The following is an 868-nucleotide window of genomic DNA, read 5'->3' on the forward strand; positions in this document are numbered from 1 at the left end:
GGCCACGTCCCCGGACCTTCTAGTGTTGTGAGCATGAGCAAACCCGTCGTCCGCAGCCGACATGTCGCTCGCGTCGTCCGGTGTGCACCCCGCCGGGTCTACGAGTTCGCCGCAGATCCCGACAACCTGCCGCAGTGGGCCGCCGGTCTGGCCCGCAACGAGGTGCGGCGCGTCGGCGACACCCTCGTCGCGGAGTCCCCCATGGGCGAGGTCACCGTGCGGTTCGTCGGCGCCAACGACTACGGGGTGCTCGACCACGAGGTGAGGCTGCCGTCGGGGACGATTGTGCACAACCCCATGCGGGTGCTCCCCCATCCGGACGGCGCCGAGATCGTATTCACCGTCCGCCAGATCGAACTGACCGACGACGAGTTCGACCGCGACACAGGCATGGTGGAAGAAGACCTCGCGCGACTCGCGGCGCTCCTCGAGTCGTAACTCTTCGGAACAGGAGAACGTGCATGGCTCGCAAGATCGCCACGAACACCCCGGTCGGAATCCGGGAGTTGCTGGATTTCGTCCGGCCCCGGCACCGGATGATCCTGATGACGCAGCGCGACGACGGCACTCCGCAGGCTTCCCCCGTCACCGGTGGCGTCGACGACAGCGGACGCATCGTGATCGCGACCTACCCGCAGCGTGCCAAGACCCGCAACGCCCGTATCCGTCCCGAGGTCGGCGTCGTCGTGCTGTCGGACGACTGGAACGACGCGTGGGTACAGATCGACGGAACCGCGGAGGTGATCGACGCCCGGGACGACGTCGAACCGTTCGTCGAGTACTTCCGCAACATCGCCGGTGAGCATTCGGACTGGGACGAGTACCGGCAGGCGATGCGCGATCAGGGCAAGTCGCTGATCCGGGATCC

2 protein-coding genes are annotated in these 868 nt (G+C 66.9%); both read left to right on the forward strand.

Going from position 1 to position 868, the window contains the following annotated elements:
• Positions 1–33: 33 nt before the first annotated feature.
• Positions 34–438 (forward strand): SRPBCC family protein, encoded by a 405-nt coding sequence (locus R1101_RS0124590; RefSeq protein WP_026003662.1) that lies wholly within the window; start codon positions 34–36, stop codon positions 436–438.
• Positions 439–461: 23 nt separating this feature from the next.
• Positions 462–868 (forward strand): PPOX class F420-dependent oxidoreductase (locus R1101_RS0124595; protein ID WP_016935781.1); only part of this gene is annotated, 407 nt, incomplete at its 3' end.

Origin of the sequence: Rhodococcus sp. R1101 (genome assembly GCF_000278445.1) — a bacterium.
Lineage (GTDB): Bacteria > Actinomycetota > Actinomycetes > Mycobacteriales > Mycobacteriaceae > Rhodococcus > Rhodococcus gordoniae.